16 protein-coding genes and 1 pseudogene are annotated in these 22,520 nt (G+C 48.9%); 5 read left to right on the top strand and 12 right to left on the bottom strand.

The features are described from left to right. Positions 1 to 4: 4 nt before the first annotated feature. The 11 genes and pseudogenes from modA to FTT63_RS05070 all read right to left on the bottom strand — a co-directional run bounded on the left by modA (position 5) and on the right by FTT63_RS05070 (position 14,259). On the bottom strand, positions 5 to 760 hold the full coding sequence (gene modA / locus FTT63_RS05120; RefSeq protein WP_180192049.1) for a molybdate ABC transporter substrate-binding protein: 756 nt from the start codon (positions 758 to 760) through the stop codon (positions 5 to 7). Positions 761 to 771: 11 nt separating this feature from the next. Beyond that, positions 772 to 2,004, bottom strand: a pseudogene (locus tag FTT63_RS05115) (molybdopterin molybdotransferase MoeA). Continuing rightward, positions 2,004 to 2,927 (bottom strand): bifunctional molybdenum cofactor biosynthesis protein MoaC/MoaB, encoded by a 924-nt coding sequence (moaCB, locus tag FTT63_RS05110; protein WP_180192048.1) that lies wholly within the window; start codon positions 2,925 to 2,927, stop codon positions 2,004 to 2,006. The pseudogene FTT63_RS05115 and the gene moaCB overlap by 1 nt, the downstream one beginning before the upstream one ends. Before the next feature lie 49 nt (positions 2,928 to 2,976). After that, positions 2,977 to 3,501: a molybdenum cofactor biosynthesis protein MoaE gene (locus FTT63_RS05105; protein WP_160243143.1), complete on the bottom strand. Its 525-nt coding sequence runs from the start codon at positions 3,499 to 3,501 to the stop codon at positions 2,977 to 2,979. Between the two features lie 3 nt (positions 3,502 to 3,504). Further along, positions 3,505 to 3,756, bottom strand: a complete 252-nt coding sequence (locus FTT63_RS05100) for a MoaD/ThiS family protein (RefSeq protein ID WP_180192047.1) — start codon at positions 3,754 to 3,756, stop codon at positions 3,505 to 3,507. 2 nt (positions 3,757 to 3,758) lie between these two features. Further along, positions 3,759 to 4,793, bottom strand: a complete 1,035-nt coding sequence (gene moaA / locus FTT63_RS05095; protein ID WP_373685669.1) for a GTP 3',8-cyclase MoaA — start codon at positions 4,791 to 4,793, stop codon at positions 3,759 to 3,761. A gap of 180 nt (positions 4,794 to 4,973) precedes the next feature. Beyond that, positions 4,974 to 5,603 carry a molybdenum cofactor guanylyltransferase gene (locus tag FTT63_RS05090; RefSeq protein ID WP_180192045.1) on the bottom strand — a complete coding sequence of 210 codons (630 nt, stop codon included), beginning with the start codon at positions 5,601 to 5,603 and terminating at the stop codon, positions 4,974 to 4,976. Beyond that, entirely contained in the window at positions 5,600 to 8,365 is a 2,766-nt protein-coding gene (locus FTT63_RS05085; RefSeq protein WP_180192044.1) for a nitrate reductase, read from the bottom strand. Before FTT63_RS05085 ends, FTT63_RS05090 begins: the two co-directional genes overlap by 4 nt. Before the next feature lie 274 nt (positions 8,366 to 8,639). Beyond that, entirely contained in the window at positions 8,640 to 10,250 is a 1,611-nt protein-coding gene (gene nirD, locus FTT63_RS05080) for a nitrite reductase small subunit NirD (protein ID WP_168389978.1), read from the bottom strand. Positions 10,251 to 10,343: 93 nt separating this feature from the next. Next, entirely contained in the window at positions 10,344 to 12,887 is a 2,544-nt protein-coding gene (nirB, locus tag FTT63_RS05075) for a nitrite reductase large subunit NirB (protein WP_194088143.1), read from the bottom strand. 31 nt (positions 12,888 to 12,918) lie between these two features. After that, the gene (locus FTT63_RS05070; protein ID WP_005178146.1) at positions 12,919 to 14,259 is read right to left on the bottom strand and encodes an MFS transporter; all 1,341 of its coding nucleotides are present in this window, start codon (positions 14,257 to 14,259) and stop codon (positions 12,919 to 12,921) included. A 444-nt stretch (positions 14,260 to 14,703) separates the two neighbouring features. Between FTT63_RS05070 and FTT63_RS05065 the strand changes: the two genes are divergently transcribed. Next, positions 14,704 to 15,291: an ANTAR domain-containing response regulator gene (locus FTT63_RS05065; RefSeq protein ID WP_180036371.1), complete on the top strand. Its 588-nt coding sequence runs from the start codon at positions 14,704 to 14,706 to the stop codon at positions 15,289 to 15,291. A gap of 2 nt (positions 15,292 to 15,293) precedes the next feature. Next, positions 15,294 to 16,301, top strand: coding sequence for an ABC transporter substrate-binding protein (locus FTT63_RS05060; protein ID WP_180192043.1), 1,008 nt, complete (start codon positions 15,294 to 15,296; stop codon positions 16,299 to 16,301). Between the two features lie 55 nt (positions 16,302 to 16,356). Here the strand turns inward: FTT63_RS05060 and cysK are convergent, their stop codons facing one another. After that, the gene (cysK, locus tag FTT63_RS05055; RefSeq protein WP_016658093.1) at positions 16,357 to 17,355 is read right to left on the bottom strand and encodes a cysteine synthase A; all 999 of its coding nucleotides are present in this window, start codon (positions 17,353 to 17,355) and stop codon (positions 16,357 to 16,359) included. 298 nt (positions 17,356 to 17,653) lie between these two features. On the opposite strand from cysK, the gene plsB reads away from it, so the two are divergent. The 3 genes from plsB (at position 17,654) to FTT63_RS05040 (ending at position 22,425) form a co-directional block, all read left to right on the top strand. Continuing rightward, positions 17,654 to 20,149 (top strand): glycerol-3-phosphate 1-O-acyltransferase PlsB, encoded by a 2,496-nt coding sequence (gene plsB, locus FTT63_RS05050; protein ID WP_180192042.1) that lies wholly within the window; start codon positions 17,654 to 17,656, stop codon positions 20,147 to 20,149. 160 nt (positions 20,150 to 20,309) lie between these two features. Continuing rightward, the gene (locus FTT63_RS05045) at positions 20,310 to 20,627 is read left to right on the top strand and encodes a helix-turn-helix transcriptional regulator (protein ID WP_005178157.1); all 318 of its coding nucleotides are present in this window, start codon (positions 20,310 to 20,312) and stop codon (positions 20,625 to 20,627) included. A gap of 73 nt (positions 20,628 to 20,700) precedes the next feature. After that, positions 20,701 to 22,425 carry a SulP family inorganic anion transporter gene (locus FTT63_RS05040; protein ID WP_104471368.1) on the top strand — a complete coding sequence of 575 codons (1,725 nt, stop codon included), beginning with the start codon at positions 20,701 to 20,703 and terminating at the stop codon, positions 22,423 to 22,425. The last annotated feature ends 95 nt before the right edge of the window (positions 22,426 to 22,520 follow it).

Genomic DNA, 22,520 nt, shown 5'->3' with positions numbered 1-22,520 from the left:
CAACCTAGGGGCGAAAACCATGTTGAACAAAAATCTTGTGAGCCGCGGCGCTACCCAGATAGCGCCGGAACTTGACCGCCTGACGATTCTTTTCACCCTGTTTGGTTAAAGCCGCGGTATAGACAATGTCCGGATGGGTCTGCACCGGAAACGCACCCAGCACTTTTACTTTATCGCTACTGACGGCATCGCTGCGATAAACAATGCCGACCTGACAGGCACCGCGCTCGACAAAGGCCAAAGCAGCCCGGGCATCCGACGCGCCAATAATGCGTTTTTCCAGCCGTTTATACCAGCCCAGCTTGGTCAGACTATGTTTGGCATATTTTCCAACCGCCACCGAATCGACCTGTCCGGTACACAGCCGGCCCGTAAAGGCCTGAGGAAAATTAAAGGTAGGATGCGCCCGAAACGGAATCCGCGCATCTTTCAGGGCAATTGCCACCAGCTGGTTATAAATAATTGGTTTGACCTGACTGGCTTTGACCTTGTTGCGTTTCACCAGATAGGTCATCCAGTCCTGATCGGCGGGGAAATAAAGATCGACTTTTGCACCGCGGACAATATGTTTGGCCAGGGTCGATGAAGTGCCAAAAACCGGTACAATCTTGGCTTCAGGATGTTGCAGCTGATAATGCCGAATCACATCCGTCAATGCCGGGCCCAGACTTGCAGCTGCATACACCTGAACGGAATTGGCTCGACTGAATGTGCTTAAGCACAAGGCGACACAGATTAAAACAAGTTGGATGGTCTTCAAAACGCACTCCCTCAATGCTGTATGAATATTCCCTTTAAGCATTGGCCTTTTTGAATCGGCTGATGGGCCGGCACACGCACCAGACAGTTGGCTTACATCAGATTACTGAGCATATGCGACTGCTGCTTGGCTAAACTGTGCAGTTTCAACACCCCATCTTCAAAACAGGCGGCCATTCTTAAAATCCTTTCTCTCGCATCGGGCTTTAAGTCATGTTGTATTTGCCCTGTCCACCACGCGGGCGGCTGACTTTTCCCTTGTAATACTTCTAATAAAGTTTGCGTATAGATCGAGATTCCAACATATACCGCCGCAGGATTGCCCGGCAATGCCAATAAATGACAAAATTTGTTAGCCGATTTTCGGTATCTGGCAAAAAAAACCGGTTTCCCCGGCTTCTGTTTCACTTTCCAGAACACCTGCTCAAAGCCTACATTTAAAGCCACCGGACGGATAAAATCATAATCACCAACCGAAATTCCGCCAGTGCTGATGATGACATCATACTCCTCCTGAAGTTGCTGAAAGTATCGGATTAAGGCAATTTCATTATCTTCCACATGCACAATATGCACAGGTTGATGCCGTGCCTGACACCAGGATGCAATTAAAGGCGCATTGGCATCAAAAATTTTTCCTGCTTGCAGATCTGCAGCCGACTGCGCGACTTCATCGCCGGTAATCAGCACGGCAACTTTAGGCTGCTGATAGACCTGTACCTGATCAATACCGGCCATGCTTAAGGCGGCAATTGCGCCGATATTTAAATATTGTCCGGCTGATGCCAGTAACTGACCTTGGGTAATTTCTTCGCCCACATTCCGGATATCGGCATGCAGTTTGAGCGCAGTCTCTAGCTGAACCAGATGGCTCGACATCCGCTGCACAATTTCCTGACGTGCCACCGTGGTGGTACCGGCAGGAATGGGCGCGCCGGTAAAAATACGCATCGCCTGTCCACGCTGCAGCGTCACATCGGCTGATTGACCTGCCCGGATTTCACCGACCAGCTGGAACTGCGCGCCTGGCGCTATCTCTCCATCGCTACACAGGGCATAACCATCGACTGCACTTTGGGAAAATAAAGGCAGATCAATCCCCGCATAAATATCTTCAGCTAAATAACGATGCAGGCCCTGTTGTAGTTGCAGGGTTTCCACCTCCAGACAGGGTGTTGCCGCAATCATCTTATCTAGTGCTTGATCCAGACTGATCAACCCGCTTTCTACACCACAACCTGACATTATTGATAGCCTCCTGCATGTGGAATATTTTTCTGCACATCAAAGACATGCACCAAGGCCGGTAATACCGCCAGCAAGGATTCCTTCGCCCCCTGACGACTGCCCGGTAAAGTCATCACCAGACTATTTTCGATATAGCCGGCGACTCCACGGCTTAAAGCCGCATACAGCGTGCGTTTCTGGCCAAAACTGCGCGAGGCTTCCATCAGCCCTGGAATTTCCCGTTCTAATAGCGGAGCCAGGGTTTCTACGGTTAAATCTTTAGGGCCAAGACCAGTGCCGCCAACCGTTAAAATCAGCGGATACTGATTTTTCTGCTGTTCAATTAAGGCCAGCAGCTGTTCCGGGCTATCCGGAATCACCTGATACTGAACCTGCTGGAAATTGGCCTCTGCCAATAGCTCCAGGACATTCTGGCCGGCGGTATCCGGTTTTTTACCAGCGGCGACGGTATCGGACAGCACAATCACCGAAGCCGGCATCGGCTGCGCCAAGACCCGGCTAAAATGGGATTTACCGCCTTTTTTCTGCTGCAGTTTGCATTGATCCAGACACAAATCTTCCGGTTCACAGTGCGGTTTCAGCATGTCGTATAAGGTCAGTCCGGCCAGACTGGCTGCGGTTAAGGCTTCCATCTCGACACCGGTCGGACCAATAGTTTCTACCGTGGCAATAATCTCGACATGCTGTTCATGCAGTTCATAATCCACATCGGCCCGGTAAATGGGTAAAGGATGGCACAGCGGAATCAGCTCATCGGTACGTTTGGCTGCCAGAATACCGGCAATACGCGCAGTTTTCAGCGCATCGCCTTTTTCGGTATTGCCCTGACGCAGCAGCTCGATACAGTGCGGCGGCGCATATAAAATGGCACTGGCCACCGCAGTACGATAGGTTTCGGCTTTCATGCCTACATTTTTCATGACTTTATTCCGGAATTATTGATTTAAAAAATTAGGCTTAACATCAAATTTAAAGCGGCCATTGATAGGCGTTTTCGCCTGCATGGGGGTGATTGCAGCACTCGGTATGCGTATTCGCTTCCACTGGCGGATGATCTTTACGAATACAGCAGCCTTCGACATACTGGCTGCTGCCATCGCAATAAAATTCTTCTTTCCAGACCGGGACTTCATGTTTGACCCGCTCTACCGCCACCTCGCAGGCCTGAAAGGCTTCACGGCGATGCGGCGCATACGCCATGGCAATAATTGCGGTTTCACCAATGGCTAAATCCCCAATCCGGTGGATGACCCGCACATACGACACGCCATATTGCTGCTGAATTTCCTGCTCAATCTGCCGGATCATTTTTTCTGCCACCGGTGCATAGGCGGTATATTTCAGCGACTGCACCGCTTTACCTTCATGATGATTGCGGACTGTGCCCACAAAAATGCCAATGCCACCACATTCGGGAAAGTGCTGAATCTCATCGAAGCTGGACTGGCTGAGTGGCATATCCTGAATCCGGGCAAACTGTTTTAGATGTTGCATCGTTTAACCTCCTGCCACCGGTGACAGCAACACCAGCGTGGTACTGTGCTGCAAAGTCTGCTGGCGTGGCACAATATCTTCACCAATCGCGCAGGCACACCGCTCGACCAGAGCTGCCGCCGCCGGATAACTGTGGTTTAACTGCAGCAACAAGTCCGCAATGGCGGTACCGGGCAGACACTGCATCTGAATGGTTTCTGGCAGCGCCTGTTTTACAGCGCCAAAGGATTCAATCTGAATCAGGATATCGTGCATACTTAACCTCCAATCATATACATGCTGATTTTCCGGGCGCTCCCGGCAGTGGTTGTGGCTTGAGAATGAATGGCATGAAAGCCGGCTTTTTTCTGCCAGATATAGCTTTGTAATTGCTGCAGTAACTGCTCACGTGCCGCGGGCGCCATGTGAGTCTGCAGCTGTTCAATCAATGCTTTTAAGGGTACAGGCTGTTCGGCAAACAGACAGTTATACAGTTCACCCTGGGCGCTTAAACGCAACCGGTCACACTGGCCACAAAAGGCATGGCTGATGGTGGAAATAATCCCCACCGGATGGCCATCGACCCGATATTCCCGTGCCGGATTCGCGCCTTGGCTGTGGATGGCTTCGACCGGAAAATGCTGGCTTAAGCGCTGCAAAATTTCCTGCTCGGTGACTACATGCGCGGCGCTCCAGCGTCCATCACCATCCAGCGGCATAAATTCAATAAAACGCAGCGCAATCTGCTCGGCTTTGCTCCACTGCAAAAGTGGCACCATCTGGTCGTCATTAATGCCTTTAATGAGCACGCTATTTAGTTTGACAGGCAAATGCGCCTGCTGCGCGGCCTGAATCCCGTCGAGTACCGGCTGTAGCTGTTTTTGGGTTAGCGTAAAAAACTGCTGTGGATCTAAACTGTCCAGGCTGATATTTAAATCATCCAGACCAGCCTGTTTTAATTCCTGCGCATAGCGGCTTAAATAATGGCCATTTGTGGTCATGGAAATTCGCGCCAGCCCCAATTGGCGTAAGGGCTGTAAATCCCGGATAAAATGCACCACACCCTGGCGCATCAGCGGTTCGCCGTCGGTAATGCGGATATGCTGAATACCGTGCTCAACCATCAACTGGCAAAACTGCAGCAAGGCCTCAAAACTCAGCAGCTGATGTTTCTTCATCCATTCAGGATGTTCAGGCATACAGTAGACACATTTAAAATTGCAGCGATCGGTCACAGAAATCCGCAGCTTGCGTTTGCTCCGGCCAAACTGATCCTGAAAATATGCGGGTCTCACGGGAATCTGGGGATTGATCACGCCTGTTATCCTCTGGGCAATTGCTTCATGGCTGTGCAATAGGCAATAGGTTTGCACGGATCACATGCCGCGCTTTAGGCTTGAATTTGCAATTAATGTTCCAACTTTGGGCTTTTGATAAAGAGAGTGTTTAAATTCTGCCCAGCACATGTTAGAAGCGAAGAAATGAGATGATTTTTAAAGAAATTTCAGCTGACGATACTGTTGCAGTTCATCCAGCGAGTTAATACTGTGAAAAAATAGCGCACGATTTTTAAATTTTGCCACCTGAGCATGCATTTCTGCGAAACAATGCTTTAAACTGCACTGATGTTGTGCAAGATGCGCGCGAAGTGTGGGCAAACTGCTGCGTTTCATCAGACAAAATGGATACAGCGCCTGCCCGTTCATCATCACATAGGCCACGTCGGCCTGCGGCTGTCTGGCCAGACGCTGATGCAACCGTGGCAGCACATCGGGCGGAATATAGGTCACATCACAGGGAACAAACAGCACATAGTTGGCCTGCACATGGCCCCAGGCGCTTTTCATGCCCATCAACGGGCCTAGAAAACCGCCTTCATCATCATGATAACACTGCAGATGCGGCAGCAATCTGGCATAAATAGAACGATCGCGATGGCTATTGATCCACAATTGCTGAATTTCCGTTTTAAAGCGCCGCTGGATTTTGAGCAGCTGGATATCATCATCAAACTTTTGTAGCAGCTTGTTCATGCCATTCATGCGGCGGGCTTGTCCGCCCGCCAGAATGACCAGATCCGTGGCAGGATAATCCATCTGAATGGTGGCATAGTTGCGATTCATGGCATTTCCTCCATCTGACAGGCTTTAATCAGGCCACGAATTTCCGGTAAACATGAACCGCAATTGCCGCCAGCTTTTAAACAGGCCGTGACCTGTTTTTCATGGCTTAACTGCTGCTCCCGAATGGTCTGGATGATGCGGTTTTTGCCGACTTTAAAGCAGCTACATACCAGCGGTCCTTCATTGTTCTGTACCGACATGGCCTGTCCGGCCAGCAAGGCTTTACGATGCGTGGCACTTAAACGCTCACGTTTAAACAGGCTGGCGACCCAGTCCCGATCGGGCAATAAAGCGTTGGGCGCAATATACAGACTGGCGATTAAAATCCCGTCCTGTAACACCACACTATGGCTGATGAATGCCGATGGATCTTCCAGCTGCAGCCATTCAAAGCAGCTATCTTCCAGTTGTAGCAGCTGTTTAATCTGTGCGGCGGTATGTTTAAATTTTTTCCGGTCGGCCAGTTCATAACGAACCGCTTTGGCGGTCTGAATCTTGCTCCACCACGCTACCTGCGCCAAAGTAATCTGAACTGCCGCTTCATGCCCATGGCGAATATACAACACCCCCTGCCAGTCGGTATAAAATGGCTGGATGCTGACCGGGGTATGTTTAAATTCCGGTTCACCAGAAATGACATCCACCACCGGATTGACCACTTTTCCAATTCGCGCATCGGAAGCGACCTGATCATTCCAGTGAATAGGCGCAAACAGCTGACCACGACGAATACCAGTCGAGACTTCAACCCGCAATACACAGCTGCCCCAGCGGGATTTCAGCTCCACCAGTTCCCCATCTTTCAGCGCATCATTCGGATGAATTTCACAATAGGGCTCGGCTTTGTGAGTGCTTAAATTGGCCGATAAACCGGTACGGCTCATGGTGTGCCACTGGTCACGAATCCGGCCGGTATTCAGAATGAGAGGATAATCGTCACAAGCGCCATGCACCGGGTCGATGGCCGGAGTGGCAATAAAACGGGCTTTGCCATTCGGAAAGCTAAACTGCCCCTGGGTAAACAGCTGTTCCACCGGTGAATTCTGCTGAGGTGTTAATACTGGCCATTGCAGCGGCTGTAGCTGTTCATACTGTTGCAGGCTTAGCTGGCTCAGACCGCTTAAATTAAAGTAGCGAAATAGCGGATAGTCCTGACGCTGTGTCACCGGACCATTTTCACAGGCCGATAAAGCCGCATGTTCCAGAAAAATCTCATGCACATGCTGATAATCGAAACCGTGAAAGCCCATAGCCTTGGCTACCTGACTGATCGCCCACCAGTCGGCCTTGGCCTGACCCGGTGCGGGCAAAAAGGCACGCTGTCTGGAAATGCGCCGTTCGGAATTGGTAACACTGCCCTCTTTTTCGCCCCAACCCAAAGCCGGTAATAAAATATCGGCATAGGCGGTGCTATCGGTATCCTGACAGATATCCGACACCACCACAAAATCACACTGCGCCAAGGCGCGTTTGACCTGATCGGCATTGGGTAAACTCACCACCGGATTGGTGGCCATAATCCACAGTGCCTTGATTTTCCCGGCTTCTACCGCTTCAAACAGATCGACCGCTTTTAACCCCGCTTGGATGGCAATTTTTGGACTGTTCCAGAACTGTTGTACCAGCTGCTGATGGGCCGGCTGATCCAGATCCAGATGCGCGGCCAGCATATTGGCCAGTCCACCCACTTCACGGCCGCCCATGGCATTCGGTTGTCCGGTCATGGAAAACGGTGCTGCGCCCGGCTTGCCAATTTTGCCTGTTAACAGATGACAATTAATAATACTATTGGCTTTATTCACGCCTTGTGAAGACTGGTTCACCCCCATCGAAAACAGGGTCATGACTTTGTCAGTCTGGGCAAACTTTTCAAAAAACAGCTGTAATTTCTCGGCAGAAATCCCCGTACGCACTGCCACATTTTCCAGCTGCTGCTCTGCCGCACTGGCTTCTAGCGCCTGCTGCAAGCCTTCGGTATAGGCAGCGGTAAAACTGTGGTCCTGATGACCATTTTGCTGTAAGTACTGCAGCAAGCCGTTAAATAATGCAACATCTTGCCCGAGCATAATCGGCAAATGTAAATCGGCCGCTTCACAGGTTGCGGTAAAGCGTGGGTCGACCACCACCACAAACAGATTGCGCTGTTCTTTGGCCTGCATCATGCGCTGATACAGAACCGGATGGCACCAGGCAGTATTGGAACCGACCAGCACCACCATCTCGGTCTGTTCAAAATCTGCATAGCTAGCAGGCACCAGATCTTCACCAAAGGCCCGTTTATGCGCCGCCACCGCAGAGGACATACACAGCCGCGAGTTGGTATCAATATTGGCCGTGCCCAGATAGCCTTTGACGAATTTATTGACCACATAATAGTCTTCGGTCAGCAATTGCCCCGAAACATAAAAAGCAATACTTTCCGGGCCATACTGCTCGATACAGTGCTGGAATTTTTGCGCAATTTTGGTGGTGGCAGTGTGCCAGTCGGTTGGCTGACGGTTGTCCTTGCGGCCCAGCATTGGGGTTAATACCCGTGTCTCTAGCCCCAAGGTATCGGCCAGATTGCTGCCTTTAATACACAGTTTGCCAAAGTTGGCTGGATGCTGCACATCGCCTTCGACTTTCACCTGCACGCCCTGTGGTGAATGGCTGACATGGGCCTTAACCCCACAACCAACCCCACAATAAGGACAGGTGGTTTGCGTAGTCATCGTTTTTAATTCTGTGGAGCTATGCAGTTCCACCACTGGGATACTATTCATTGCTGCTGTGCTCCTTAATTATCTAAATTCACGTAATTCCGATTTTTATCTTGGCTTTATTTGAAATACGAAATTTGTGTAAGCATTCACTATCGTGAGGTGGCATGGATGCCACCGATTCCCATCATTACAGGACGTAATGTATGGGAATCTAAGATTATTGTTACTTTTGATCTTTCAAAAGTAAGGGAGTGCCTACACGTAAACAGTTGTTTTAGCACTCCATTTGAGGCTATGACATCCTTCTTATGAAGTACTAATTACAGAGATCTAATTACCCCGCTTTCTTTAATGCAAAATCTTTACCAAACAGCAGTTTGTTGCGGATTTGATGAATTGGGGTCTGATCTGCAATCAGCTCGGCATACCAGGCGCCATCTTCGGTATCGCCAAACAGTACTGCACCAATGACTTTGTCTTTCTGGATGATGATACGTTTATAAATCTGACGTTTTTCATCCTTCAGGACAATGTCTTCAAAATCATCTTCCGGTTCAAAATTACCGGCCGAGAACACATCACAACCACTGACTTTGAGCTGGGTCGGAACAGTAGGTGCCTTAAAGGTCAGGCTGCCGTGCTCTGCTAGATGCGAGGCACAAATGAAGGCCTGTCCCCACAGTGGCTCTACCAGACCAAAAGTTTGACCACGGTGTTCGATACACTCACCGACTGCATAAATACTCGGGTCATAACTTTGCATGGTGTCATTGACCAGCACCCCACGCTGACAGCGCAGGCCGGCACTTTGCGCCAGTGCAATATTCGGACGGATTCCCACCGCAAACACCACCAGATCGGCATCGAGCAGCGTGCCATCGTTTAGCCGGACTTGTGTGACATGGCCATTTTCACCAAGCAGCATTTCGGTATTGGCTTCGGTCAGGATACGAATACCTTTTTCTTCAATACTGTTTTTCAACATTAAGCTGGCTTTGCTATCCAGCTGACGATCCATAATACGGTCCATCAGATGCAGCACGGTAACGTTCATGCCACGCTGTTTCAAACCATAGGCCGCTTCAAGTCCAAGTAAACCACCACCAATAACCACAGCATTTCGTTTCTGTTCGCAATATTCCAGCATCCGGTTCACATCATAGATATCGCGGAAGCTGAGCACACCGTCCAGCTCTGTGCCCGGAATTGGTGGAATAAAGGGCTGCGAGCCAGTGGCTAAAATCAGCCGGTCATAATTCACCACCTGCCCCGACTGGGTGAAGACTTGCTTGCGTGGACGATCAATTTTCACCGCAGCATCACCGGCAATCAGCTGAATACCTTTTTCGGCATACCAGGCATGCGGATGCAGCATGATATCGTCCACCGTTTTATCACCGGCCAAGACCGGGGACAGCATAATCCGGTTGTAGTTGCCCCACGGTTCTTCGCCAATCACGGTAATCTCGTAACGATCAGGTGCCATATCCAGCAAATCTTCCAGACAGCGCATGCCCGCCAGACCATTACCCACCAGCACCAGCTTCATTTTTTCCTGTTGCACGCCATTATTGGTGATATAGGTTTTTTGTGCGGTCGGACTGACAAAAACCCGGCCCTGTTCAATTTTGCTTGGAAACACCAGTAATTTCTGGTCTTTATCTTCCAGACAGCGGCCGGTGGCCAGACTGAAATGCTGTTTATAGATTGGTGATGCCACCACACGCTCACCTTGCAAATCACCCAGAATGCCGCGCGACATCACATTGGCGCCGCTAAACGGGTCCTGATTACTCAGGGCATAAACACGCTGTTCCTGCCCCACACGGAAAATTGCAATCTGCTGGCCTTCCACCAAGGCTGCCACGCCGGTATGTGGTGTAATCTCCTCCAGATGACAGACCTCTACCCAATCCAATTCATTCATATCTTTTAAAATTGTCATCATCGTTATCCTGTGCTTTGGCATCTTCTGCTGCATATCCCATTTGGTTTTTCTGGCGGATTTGCTTTAGAAGATGCGTCTTGATCTTGAAGGTTATGCCTGCATCACCGGAATCCGGCTTTCATCACGCTCGGCTGCCGTTTTCGGGCGAATCTGCCCACGCTCGGTGGCAAACTGGATGTGCGGATCGTGCTGCTCGGCTTTGGCATTGATAAAGGTTTTAAAGCGTTTGCGTACTTCCGGATCTTCAATCGCGGTGCGCCATTCATCCTGATAAGTACCCACCACATGCTGCATGCGGCGTTCTAGTTCTTCGGCCAGACCTAAGGAATCGTGCACAATCACGTCTTTCAGATAATCCAGCCCGCCCTCCAGGTTGTCGCGCCAAACCGAAGTACGTTGTAAACGGTCTGCGGTTTGAATGTAGAACATAAAGAAGCGGTCGATGTATTTGATTAAGGTGCTGGTATCCAGATCGGAAGCCAGCAGCTCGGCATGACGCGGTTTCATGCCACCATTACCGCAAACATACAGGTTCCAGCCTTTTTCAGTGGCAATCACGCCCACATCTTTACTTTGTGCTTCGGCACATTCACGGGTACAGCCCGATACGGCCATTTTCAGTTTGTGTGGAGAGCGCAGGCCTTTGTAACGGTTTTCCAGGAAAATCGCCAAGCCAACTGAATCATCCACGCCATAACGGCACCAGGTGCTACCCACGCAAGATTTTACGGTACGCAGTGACTTGCCATAGGCATGACCCGATTCAAAACCGGCATCAATCAGTTTTTGCCAGATTTCCGGTAACTGATGTACCTGCGCCCCAAACATATCCACGCGCTGACCACCGGTCAGTTTGGTGTACAGGCCGTATTCCTTGGCAATCTGGCCAATGGCAATCAGGCCATCTGGAGTCACTTCACCACCGGCCATTCGTGGGACCACCGAATAAGAACCATCTTTCTGGATATTGCCCAGATAGTAGTCATTGCTATCTTGCAGGCCGGCATGACTTGGTTTTAGCACAAAGTCATTCCAGCAGGAGGCCAGAATATTGGCCACAGTTGGTTTACAGATATCACAGCCCAGACCGTGACCATGTTGCTGGATTAAATCTTCAAAAGTCTTGATCTCGTTCACACGCACCAGGTGATACAGTTCCTGACGCGAATAGGCAAAGTGTTCACAAAGATAGTTATTGACCGTCACCCCTTGACGCTGCAATTCGGCTTTTAATACCTGAGTCACTAAAGGTGCACAGCCTCCACAAGCAGTTGCGGCCTGGGTACATTTCTTCAGTGCACCGAGTGAAGTTGAACCGGCTTCAATCGCCTGGCAGATATCGGCTTTAGACACGTTATTACAGGAACAGATGGTGGCGCTGTCTGGCAGCAAATCGACACCGCTGCCACCGGCTTTGGCACCTGACTCGGCAAAGCCCGGCATGATCAGGCTTTCTGGCTGTTCTGGAACAGCCAGACCATTCAGCATCATTTGCAGTAGATCGTTATATTCTTTGGCACAGCCAACCAGCACCGCACCCAGCAATCTTTTTTTTTCCGCATTAACCACAATTTTCTTGTAGATCAGTGCATCTTCATCGGCATAAAAATAGCTGAGTGAATTTGGAGTCATGGCATGTGCATCACCAATAGATGCCACATCCACACCCATCAGCTTTAATTTAGTGCTCATGTCGGCGCCAGCAAAGCAGTTCGGGTTTTGCTGCATCACATGCTTGGCGGCAATTCGAGCCATGTCATAGCCCGGTGCGACCAGACCGTAAATCTTGTTTTGCCACAGCGCACATTCCCCAATCGCATAAATATCCGGATTGGAAGTCTGACAGTAATCATTAATCACAATCCCGCCGCGCTCGCCAATGCTGAGTCCGCTTTGGCGCGCCAGTTCATCACGTGGACGAATCCCGGCAGAAAACAGGATGATATCGGTTTCCAGTTCAGCGCCATCACCAAACTTCATCACATGCTTGGCCGACGCGCCATCTTCAATTGAGGAGGTGGCTTTCTGGGTATGGACTCTCACGCCCAGATCTTCAATTTTGCTGCGCAGCACCTTACCGCCCAGGTCATCAACCTGCACCGCCATCAGACGCGGCGCAAACTCGACTACATGGGTTTCCAGATTTAGGTCTTTTAAGGCTTTGGCTGCTTCCAGACCAAGTAAACCGCCACCAATCACGACACCAGATTTGGCATTCAGACTAGCGGCTTTAATTGCATCCAGATCTTCAATAGTGCGGTAAACAAAGCAGTTTTCACGGTCATTGCCCGGAATAGGTGGCACAAAGGCATAAGAGCCCGTCGCCAGTACCAGTTTGTCATAGGCAATCACATCACCCTGATTGGTGGTGACCAGTTTATGTACCGGGTCAATATCCGTGGCTTTGGTATTGAGGCGCAGATCAATGCCATAGGCATCGGCGAAGTCACTGCGGCATAGACTTAGGTCTTTGGCAGACTTGCCGGTGAAGTATTCAGTTAAATGTACGCGATCATAAGCCAAACGCGGTTCTTCTGCCAAAATGGTGATTTCAACCTCATCGCCCGCAGTTTCCAAAACCGATTCGATAAATTTGTGGCCGACCATACCGTGGCCAATCATGACAAGTTTCATACAGTTCTCCTCAATAATATTCTGTGTTGGCTTAGGCTGCGTTATTGCGTTCAACAATGGCCTGTTCGAACAGGCGTTGTTCTTTTTCTTTATGCTCCACCGAGAAGCGAATCATCAGGACAAAACTTGCGGCAATCACCACCAGTCCGCCCAGAACCATCAGGCAGGTCTGAATATCCAGTACGCCTTTTAACAGGAAGCCTGCAGCGACTGCACCGACGTTCCCACCAGCCCCAATAATGCCGGCCACGCCGCCCAGTGCATCGCGGTCAATAAATGGCACCAGTGCATAGGTCGCGCCGCAGGCCATGTGGGTAAACAGGGCAAAAATGGTCATCACTAAAATGGCCAGCATGGCGCTGTTCATTTGCGAGAACAGAATCAGGAACAAGCCTTCCATTAAAATCATGGCAAACAGCACTTTGGTACGCCCATCCAGACCACTTTTTAGTGCGACCTTGTCAGAGACAATGCCGCCCAGTGCACGGGCAAACAGGGCCAGCAAACCGAAAATGCCCGCCGCCATGCCAGCTTCTTTCAGGCCAAAGCTGAAGTGTTCGACGTAATACATCGCCACAATGTTGTGAATAAAGATTTCAATCCCGAAACAGGCGGCATAGGCACCAAATAAAATCCAGACGCGGTAGTTACGTGCAGCATGCAGCAGAATCGCCATACCGCCTTTTTTGTCGCTGCCGACCTGAATGCCCTGTTCGCGTAATTCTTTAAAGTTGCCTTGGGTACAGTCCTGAGTCAGTTTCCAGTACAGGATGCCGACAATAATCATCATGATGCCCGGTACCAGCAAAGCAATACGCCAACCCATGGCCTGCTCGACCCCAAACATCACCAAGGCAGATAACAGCAAAGGCATCAGCGCCTGGGTAGCGCCGCCGCCGGCATTGCCCCAGCCTGCTGTAGTGGCATTGGCTGTTCCCACCACATTCGGTGCAAACATGATGCTGGTGTGATATTGGGTAATCACGAAGCTGGCACCAATGGCGCCAATCAGCAAACGGAAAAACAGGAAGGATTCATAACTGTTGGAAGCTGCCACCCCAAACACCGGAATACTGCCGATAATTAGCAAGGCGGTATAGGTTTTGCGCGGGCCGTATTTATCACACAGCGGCCCGACAATTAAGCGGACCAGAATGGTGATGGCCACCGCGGCAATATTGATATTGGCGATCTGATCTTTGGTTAGGTTGAACTCGCCGGCAATGACTGGCATTAACGGTGCGCAGGCAAACCAGGCAAAGAAACAGACAAAAAATGCGAGCCAACTCATATGGAAGGCTCTCATCGCTGAAGTTTTAAAGTTAAATAGACTTATTTTTGTCGCTTTATTCGCTTGCAAATTTGAAGACATGACCATCTCCTACCTGAACTGAACGTGTGGGTTAACCTGCTATACGGATAGCTGCATAACAGATTCGAACAGAGCGGACGTCGTTGGCCGTCTTTCAAATTTTGGGAGTCTTCTTTGACTCAGCTGGAATAATGCAGATAGTGTGCCAACTTTTTAGAAAAGCTCAGCAGCTTGCTGTTTTTTATTGGGTTTTGAGGGTTATTTATTCTGAGTGAAGGTATTCAGATGCTGTCTACCTCCCGATTTCACGGTTCTGGCAGCCTCCTGTTTTATTTTTTAAAGCTCGCTGCCTTATCTTGGTGCGTTTTGTTTCATGCAAGTGCATCTTCCTGTTAAGTTCAGATTTAATTTTTGATTTTAAAGGTTTTATTTCAATAAATTTGGGTTTGGCACCATCTTTGCATTATTAAAAGCACTCGTTGTACAGACTCTATTGAGAGTTGCATGCCAAAACTGAAAATCGCGTTAATTGATGATGATCTCGAGCGCGCAGAGTTCATCAAAGCCTCCTTGATTCAGCATGAATTTGAGGTGGTTGCCTGTTTAATTATCAATCATTCCAATATGTTCCATTTACAGCAATTGCATGCCGATGTAATTCTGCTGGATATGGACCATCCGCATCGGGACATTATTGAAAGCTGCGTCAGCCAGTTTGATTTACCGACCGTGCTGTTCACCAAAAACAGCCACAAAGACACCATCAAAAATGCCATTGATGCCGGTGTTACTGCCTATATTGTCGATGGGATTGATCCGGCCAAGCTGGACAGCATTCTGGAAATTTCCATCGAGCAGTTTAAAAAACACAAAAAGCTGCTGCACGATCTGGAAGAAACCAAAGGCAAACTGGCCGACCGTAAAGATGTCGAAAAAGCCAAGGTCTTGCTGATGCAGATGCATGCCTTAAGCGAAGAAGATGCCTTTGGCCTGCTACGCAAAAATGCCATGAGCCACCGGATGACCATTGGTGAAATGGCACGGCGCCTGCTCGATGCCCAGCAACTCCTGCAAAAACAATTTAAGGATTAGCCATGCATAACTTAGAAAAAACCAAACTTCAGATTGGCTATATTCCTTTGCTCGACTGCGTCGCCATTTTATGGGCCAAACAGCGTGGCTTTTTTGCCGATGCCGGCCTCAATGTCGAACTGCTAAAAGAACCGTCCTGGGCCAGTTTAAGAGACCGGCTGGCCTTTGGTTTTATGGATGCCGCGCATTGCCTGTCGGCCATGTTACCGGCGGCGGCGCTCGGCACCGACCAACTGGGGATTCCGCTGCAAACGCCGCTGGTGCTAAGTACCAATCAGGCTTACATCAGCCTGAGTCAATCGCTGTGTTTTGAACTGGGCATCCAGTCGGAAGATGATGCCGCACACATCGCCACAAAACTGATAAATGCCCATCAGCAACGCCCGATACAACTGGCGCATGTGTTTCACGCCTCGATTCATCATTACTGTTTAAGAGAATGGCTGGCCTTGGCCGACCCGATCCTGGCGAAAAATATTCAGCTCAGTACGCTGCCACCGCCATATATGGTCGAAGCGATTTCCCAGCAGCAGATTGATGGCTTTTGTGTTGGCGAACCCTGGAATACCCAGGCCGAATTACAAGGCTATTCTAAAATCCTGCTCTCGGGTCAGCAGGTTATTCCGCAAGTGGCCGATAAAGTACTGGCGGTAACCGCAGAATGGGCCGCCCAGCATCCGAATACCTTAAATGCCATGACCTCTGCCATTCAGCGCGCGCAAGCCGAATTGCAACAGCTGGAAGATGTACAAGCGGTCTGGCAAATGCTAAATGAGGCCGGCATCATCCAGTTCCCTTGCTCCGCACAGATCCATGTCGAGCGCTATTATTTTATTCAGAATATTATTCGCAGTTTGGTGGATGAATCGTCAACTCAGCCGCAAGTACAGGATTTTGTCTGGCTTACCGAGCAAATGCTAAAATGGGACACGCTGGATATGCCCGAGGTGGAGAGTGCCACAGTCAGTCAACGCTGTATTTATCCGCTACCCTCAGGTCACGCCGAATAAAAAAAGCCCGCAACGATGGCGAGCTTTTTTATGGCTATTTTTGCAGTCGACAGACTTAGTCGGCAGAAATATCTTCAAACAGCACTGAAGATAAATAGCGCTCGCCACCATCTGGCAAAATCACCACAATATTTTTACCGGCATTTTCCGGACGTGCAGCCAGCTGTGCCGCAGCCGCCATTGCGGCACCACTGGAAATTCCAACCAGAATACCTTCCTGCGTTGCTGTCTTACGCGCAAAATCAATTGCTTCCTGGCTTGGAATGGCAATGACTTCATCAACCAGGTCTAAATCGAGGTTTTTAGGAATAAAGTTGGCGCCAATACCCTGAATTTTGTGTGGTGCCGGGCTAATCGCTTCACCACGTTTGGCCTGACCAATAATGGCTGATTCTGCCGGCTCAACCGCCACCGAATACAACGGCTGGTTCTGCACTTTTTCGAAATAACGCGAAATACCGGTAAGCGTACCGCCTGTGCCCACGCCGGCAACCAGAATATCGACCTGACCGCCAGTCGCCTGCCAGATTTCAACCCCAGTGGTTTTTTCATGAATGTCCGGGTTGGCCGGGTTTTCAAACTGCTGCGGCATAAAATAGACATCCGGTTGCTCCGCCACCAAACGCTCGGCTTCTTCAATCGCGCCTTTCATGCCTTTGGCTGGTTCGGTCAATACCAGATTGGCGCCCAGCGCTTTTAATACTTTACGGCGTTCAATACTCATGCTGGCCGGCATGGTTAAAGTAATCGGATAACCTTTGGCTGCTGCTACAAAAGCCAGCGCAATACCGGTGTTGCCGCTGGTTGGCTCAACAATATGCATGCCAGCTTTAAGCGCGCCACGCTGTTCTGCATCGGCCACCATTGCCGCACCAATCCGGCACTTGACGGAAAATGCCGGATTACGGCTTTCCACTTTGGCAAATACATTGGCTCCCCCGCCAATGACACGATTAATGCGCACCAGTGGCGTATTGCCAATGGCTTCGGCATTGTTGGCATAAACCGCAATCCCCAAATTGTCCGGGGCGGTAAAAGCTGTATCTGTTGTCATCATGTTTTCCTTAAGTCTTTTTTCATTTACCTCACCTTCTATCATACAGGCTTCTTTAAATTTTAAAATTCGATTTCTCTAAGATTGGTTACAATAAAAACTGAATAAGTTTCACACAAATACGGCCAGTTTTTCGTTAAATTAGGTGATCACCCCATGAAATCTATTCAGTCCAGCCTATAAATCGCTGTAAACTTAGTTCAATTTTGATCTTGACTGACGACCGTGTCAGCCCACCGGCCTCAGGTTCTACTGTAAAAACAGCCCATCCGGCCCATGAAAATATTTAGGGAATGCAATGTCTAACAAGAGTTACAGCCGACTTTATCGTAACCTGACGCAAAAAATTTTAGATAAGATTGTGACCCCGCAAGTCCTGGGCAGCACCAGCGAACTGGAACAGAATCTGGCGCAGAATCAGCTACATACCCGTATCTGCTATGTACTGCAAGATGCCTCTTTAAGTAATACTGTACTGATTGATAAAGAAGCGCAAGCGCGTGGCCTGCCTTCGGTGTTTTCACCACTGATTTTAGGCCAGTACAATGAAGATAACTCGATGCTGGCACTGAATGAGCAGGATCATCCGCATGACAGCTATCATTATTCAGCCCGCCTGATTCGTCTAATTGAGGCCTTGCAGCAGCATCCGGATCAGGATGTGCAGCTAGTACCGGTAACTGTGCTGTGGGGTCGTGCGCCGGAATATGAAGATTCCTGGTTTAAAGCGCTGTTTGCCGATGCCTGGGCCAAACCGAACAAGCTGAAACAAACCCTGAATATTTCCTTATATGGCCGTGAAAACTATATTGAGTTTCACAAGCCGGTATCGTTAAGAGCTTTGCTGGAAACCGCGCAGACCGAGCGCCCGAACTTTTCTCCGGCGCATTTTGTGGTGCAAACCCTGGACCAGAACTTTAACCAGTATAAAGAAGCCATTTTAGGCCCTGACCTGTCCGACCGCCGCAACCTGATCAATAAACTAATGAAAACCGAGGCGGTGCAACAGGCGATTCGTAAAGAAAGTATTGATAAAAAAGTCAGCATGTTTGAGGCAGAAAACCGTGCCAAAAGCTATCTGACCGAAATTGTATCGGACTTTTCCTATTCGACTTTACGCTTTGCCGAGCTGGCACTGACCAAACTCTGGACCCAGCTCTATGACGGGATTGAAGTGCATCATTTCGATACCGTGCGTGAACTGGCCAAAGACTATGAAATTGTCTATACGCCGTGTCATCGCAGTCATATTGACTATCTGCTGCTGTCCTATGTGATTTTTAACCGTGGCCTGATGGTGCCGCATATTGCTGCCGGCATTAACCTGAATTTACCGGTGGTTGGGCAAATTTTACGTGGTGGCGGTGCCTATTTTATTCGCCGTACCTTTAGTGGTAATGCACTATATACATCGGTATTTAAGGAATATCTGCACAGCCTGCTGTCACGCAATACCCCGCTGGAATATTTTATTGAAGGTGGCCGTTCCCGTACCGGCTTATTGCTGCCACCGAAAAAAGGCATGCTGTCGATGACGGTGCAAAGCCATTTACGTGGTGCCACCAAACCGATTGCCTTTATTCCGACCTATTTCGGCTATGAAAAGCTGATGGAAGGCACCTCTTATTTAAATGAGCTGAATGGCAAGCCCAAAGAAGCTGAATCGTTATGGGGCATTTTGAACTCGGCGCGGAAAATTGAAAAAGTATTTGGCCAGGTCTATGTCAACTTCGGCGAACCGGTGTTCCTGGACAATATTCTGCAACAGAATCAGGCCGATCAGATTCAGCTTTCAATTCATGATGAATTGCCACGTCCAGTCATCAACACGGTTGATCAGGCAGCACGGGAGATTCTGGAAAATATCAATAAAGCGGTGGTCATTAACCCGATTTCGCTGATTTCCACCATCTTGCTGAATGCACCGCAACACGCCTTAAGCCAGGATGATTTACTGCGCCAGATTGAACAGTATCGTGAGCTGCTTAAAGCGACGCATTATGATGATCGCATGATTATCACCCAGCTGTCGGCACCGGAAATTATTGAATATGCGCTGAAACTGAAACAGGTTGAGCATTATCAGCAGGATAACCAGACCTGGATTCGTGTGGCCGAGAGTCAGCGTATTTTACTCAGCTACTTTAGCAATAATATTCTGCACTGCTTAAGCTTACCGGCACTGATTGCCCTGCTCGTGCAGGATATGCCGGCGATCACCACAGCGCAGCTTAAGCAGCACGTCAGCCGCTTATATCCATTCTTGAAATCGGAGCTGTTTTTAAAATGGTCGGCCACAGAACTTCCTGCACAGATTGACCGTATTCTCGACAGCATGCAGCAACTGGGCTGGATTGACATGTCGGAGAACATTCAGCTGCTTGAACTCCAAGCAACACATCCAATGCACAGTCTGTCAACGCTGGCACACAGCAACCTGAACAACTTTGTGCTGATTAGCCAGTTATTGCAGGAATATGCCGAGCCCTATCAGTTAGATTTAAAAGCGCTGGAAAAAATGGCCAAAACTGTGTTTAAACGGCTGGCAGAATCTGGCAATTTAAACAGTGGTTATTACTTCGACAGTGCCACGTTAAAGAGCTTTATGGGCAGTTTACAACAGCTTGGACTGCTGGAGATGCAAGGTCAGCAGTTACAACTGAAACCACAATTTGATACAGAAATATCAGATTATCTGGGCTGGTATGCCCCTGAGCTGCAACAGCAGATTGCAGATAAGCTGCTGTTCTCTGAGAAAGAAATCAAACAGTTTAAAGAGTATAGTAAAAAATAAAGTATCAGATTCTCAGATATTATTGTGATACTAATCACACGATCTTATCAGTTAATTTGATATATTTATTCACAAAAAAAATGGGGTTTTGGCGCTTTTATTCAGCGCTTTGCCCCGACTCGCTCTATACTAGCAGCAACGTGTTTTAGAGAAATTAACTATGAGTGATGGTCTTGAAATAGACGTAATGCGTGATTCTGCTGAAACTGTCGTGACGATTTTAAAATCGCTTGCCAATACCGACCGTCTATTGATTCTTTGCCATCTTTCCCAACAAGAGTTGAATGTATCGCAAATTGAGGAAATTACTCAAATTCGCCAGCCGACCCTGTCGCAACAGCTGATGATGTTGCGTAAAAGTGATGTGGTGAACACCCGCCGAGACGGTAAACAGATTTATTACACCATTAAAGATCCGAAACTGGTTGAAGTTCTCAGCACGCTCTATCGACTGTATTGCCCGGCTACCCCACTTTAATAAATTTTGCATAGGCAGATTTCTTAGCATTTTTTATGCATAATATATCTAAATTTATGATTTAGATTTTTATATGTCAGATTTTAAGTCACGCCTGCTCGATCGTTTACCCGCCTGGCAATGGTTAAAACATTATAATACCGTGACCCTGAAATCTGACCTGCTGGCCTCGCTAATTGTCATTGCGATGCTGGTGCCGCAAGGTATGGCTTATGCCATGCTGGCTGGTCTTCCACCGGTGATGGGACTGTATGCCAGTGTACTGCCGATGATCATCTATGCCTTTTTCGGCAGCAGTCCTACGCTTTCGATTGGCCCGGTGGCCATCATCTCCATGATGACCTTTGCCACTTTAAATCCCTTATTTGAAGTCGGCTCTCCGGTGTATATTCAAGCCGCCTGTCTGCTGGCGCTGATGGTTGGGGTCATTTCCCTATTGCTCGGTATGCTGCGCTTTGGCTTCCTGATCCAGCTGATCAGCCATCCGGTTATTAAAAGCTTTATTATTGCTTCGGCACTGCTGATTGCACTGGGCCAGTTAAAGTTTCTGTTTAATGTGCCGTTACAAGCCAACAATATTCCAGAATTTGTGCTGAGTGTCTTTGAATATATCGGCCTGATGCATTGGGAAAGCCTGATCTTTGGTATCGCATCCATTCTGTTTTTGGTCTTCATGCCGAAGTTTTTTAATCTGGAAGCAGTCAAACAGCGCCTCGGGGCCAGCGGATTTATTATTAAATCTTTACCGCTGGTGCTGGTGGTGGTCTCCATTGCCCTGGTCTATTTCTTCAATCTGCAACAGGTCGGCATTAAAACTGTCGGTGAAATTCCTTCCGGTTTCCCGGCGCTGTCGATGCCGTTCTGGAATCTGGAGCTGGTACTGCAACTGTTACCCGGCGCCGCGATGATTGCCATGATCAGCTTTGTGGAGTCATTATCCATTGCCCAGGCCACCGCCTTGCAGCAACGTAGCCAGCTGAATAGCAATCAGGAACTCATTGCCTTGGGTGCAGCCAATATTGGGGCCGGCCTCAGTTCAGCCTTTCCGGTGACCGGCAGCCTATCACGTACCGTGGTCAATGCCGATGCTGGCGCCAAAACCTCTATGGCTGGCGTGCTGTCATCTTTGTTTATTGTGCTGGTCAGTCTGTATTTCACCGGTTTTTTCCGTGATCTGCCACTGACTGTACTGGCGGCAACCATTATTGTGTCAATCTGGAAACTGGTCGAGCTAAAACCGTTTATCGACACTTGGCGTTATTCCAAGGCTGATGGTCTGGCGATGTGGATTACCTTCTTCGGCGTGTTATTTATTGATATTTCTACCGGGCTGATTATCGGGATTGTTTCAACCTTTATTCTGCTGCTGTGGCGTATTAGCCGGCCGCATATTGCCGAAATTGGACTGGTCGAAGGCACCCAGCATTTCCGTAATATCCAGCGTCATCAGGTCATCACCTCGGCCAAAGTGCTGTCGATCCGGATTGATGAAGACCTGACCTTTTTAAACTCCAATACCTTAAAAGGTTTCCTGATTAATGCAGTCAGCCAGAAACCGGAACTGGAGCATGTGGTAATTAACGGTTCCAGTATTAGTGCCATTGATTTAAGTGCGCTGGAAATGCTGGAAGATCTGGACAATGAACTGAGAAAACTGAATATCCAGCTGCATTTTTCCGAAGTTAAAGGCCCGGTCATGGACAAACTGCAACGCTCTAAATTACTGAATCATTTAAGCGGTAAAATTTTCCTGACCCATTATCAGGCCATTCGCGAGCTGAGTCCGGACATCACCTAAAATGCCGATCCTGTCTGCTTTTCAGGCAATTATTCGCCCTAAAAAGCAGGCATAAGCATAAAAATATGAAAAAATCATGACTTTTGAATGGCTTA

Source organism: Acinetobacter sp. C15, from assembly GCF_013420645.1.
Classification (GTDB): domain Bacteria; phylum Pseudomonadota; class Gammaproteobacteria; order Pseudomonadales; family Moraxellaceae; genus Acinetobacter; species Acinetobacter indicus.
Note: the sequence above shows the minus strand (reverse complement) of the source record. Positions and strands in the feature narration are given on the sequence as shown.